This is a genomic window from Blautia intestinihominis (genome assembly GCF_040096655.1).
Classification (GTDB): domain Bacteria; phylum Bacillota; class Clostridia; order Lachnospirales; family Lachnospiraceae; genus Blautia_A; species Blautia_A intestinihominis.
In genome coordinates, this window is record NZ_JBBMEI010000163.1 from 1 (window position 1) to 1930 (window position 1930).

General features: G+C 46.7%; 2 protein-coding genes. One reads left to right on the forward strand and one right to left on the reverse strand.

Annotated elements, in window-relative coordinates; genetic code table 11:
• A partial coding sequence (locus WMO75_RS19390) for a lacto-N-biose phosphorylase central domain-containing protein (protein ID WP_349078825.1) occupies nucleotides 1-547 on the forward strand: 547 nt, incomplete at its 5' end.
• Between the two features lie 96 nt (nucleotides 548-643).
• Here WMO75_RS19390 and WMO75_RS19395 read toward each other — a convergent pair.
• The gene (locus WMO75_RS19395) at nucleotides 644-1822 is read right to left on the reverse strand and encodes a response regulator transcription factor (protein ID WP_022215651.1); all 1179 of its coding nucleotides are present in this window, start codon (nucleotides 1820-1822) and stop codon (nucleotides 644-646) included.
• Nucleotides 1823-1930 lie beyond the last annotated feature (108 nt).

The following is a 1930-nucleotide window of genomic DNA, read 5'->3' on the forward strand; positions in this document are numbered from 1 at the left end:
CGGCTTCATCGGAGTCGGCGAACCGGCAGCCCATCAGTGGCAGGGACATTATTTCCAGCTTGACGATGTGCTTGGAGTAGAAGAAGAAAACGGCTTTAACCTGAACAAAGACAAATACAACTGGGAAGAACACAGAGATCACTTTATCCTGGCAGACAGTGACGGAGATGTTGATTTCGGTGAAGGAAAGAAAAATATCTATGCACTTGACGGAACTGAGATCCTGATCCAGAAAGACCAGGAAGTGCAGATGGCAGTCAGGACCTTCGGAAAAGGCCGCGGTGTCTATATCAGCGGACTTCCGTACAGCTTCAAGAACAGCCGTGTCCTCTACCGTGCAGTCCTCTGGTCCGCATCCGCAGAGGAAGAGCTGAACTGCTGGTATTCCACAAACTACAATGTAGAAGTCCATGCCTATGTAAAGAACGGCAAATATTGTGTCGTAAACAACACCTACGAGCCGCAGGACACCGTTGTATACAAAGGCGACGGAAGCAGCTTCGAACTTCACATGGAAGCAAATGAGATCAAGTGGTACCAGATCTGAGAAGCGAAAATATCTAAGAAATAGAAGAATGATGTGATAAGAAAAAAGGTATGAGACCATAGAAGTTAAATCTGTGGTTTCATACCTTTTTGAGATTTACTGATGAAATCGTTTCCCGTATTCTGAAGGGGAAATTCCCATACATTTCTTGAACAGCCTGCTGAAATAGAGCTGATCATCGATCCCTACCATCGTGGAGATCTCTTTGAGCGAAAGCCGGTTGTCTTTGATCATGGTAGCGGCTTTACGTATCCGGAGATTGTTCAGATAACTGGTGATGCTTGTTCCTACCTCTGATTTAAAAACGCGGCACAGATAGCTGGAACTTAAGCTGACATTTGCGGAAATGGAGGACAGTGTGAGCCGGTGCATATAATTTTCTTCGATATATGTGAGGGTTTTGGCAATATCGTCTGTATAATGCCCTTCATTTATGGTAAAGGTCTGATAAGTATTTCTGGCTTCTTCATAGTCCGGAAGATTTTCCTGATATGGCATATCCGGGGCGAAGGACTGGTACATGGTGAATCGGTTGTATAGTTTTTTTACGAGCTGAGCGACTTTCATCTGGCCTGCATCCAGTTCTTTCTGGGAAAAGACTACCAGTGCACTGTAGTCGTTCAGTACAAGAATATATGGCTGCAGTACGCCCTGTACTGCGTCCAGGATCATATCACACAGAAGTTTCCCCGAGATAGAAAAGGCTTCATTGGACAGAAATTTTTCAAAGGTTACGTAGCAGACGGCGCATGGTTCCTGCATAAAGTGCAGGTCTGCGTCGGCGTTTTGGGCTGTAAAGGAGGAAAGGGAAGTCTCTCCCTCAAAAAAGGAGAGGAGCAGGCGGGTTCTGTTCTCGGATACGGTTTCTGTTGGAACAGGAACTTTCCTGTCGGCTTTTTCCTGCAGCTTTTCGGTCGTTTTGTTCAGGCAGGCAAGAAGAGTGTCCGGACTGATCTTGATCTTTAACAGATAGTCTGCCGCACCCAGAAGGAGCGCGCTCCGCACAGAATCAAAATCCTCATAATTGCTGAGGACGAGGATCTCTCCGGGATAATTTTTTTCTTTCAGGGTACGGATCAGTTCCAGTCCGTCCATTTCCGGCATTTTGAGGTCGGTGATGATCACATCCGGTTGATGTTTTTCGATGAGAGACATGGCTTCCAGACCGTTTGAGGCGGTCCCGCAGATGGAGAAACCGTGTTCTTCCCAGGGGAGGATCGAGCGGAGGGCGATTTTTACAATGGGTTCATCATCTATAATAAGTATACTGTACATTTGAGTCCTTTCTGAGCGGGTTGTCTATTCTTCTGGCTGCTGTGACAGGGTATCAGCATAAAGCTTTGGCAGTGTCAGGGTACAGGTGGTGCCTTTGCCCGGGTGACT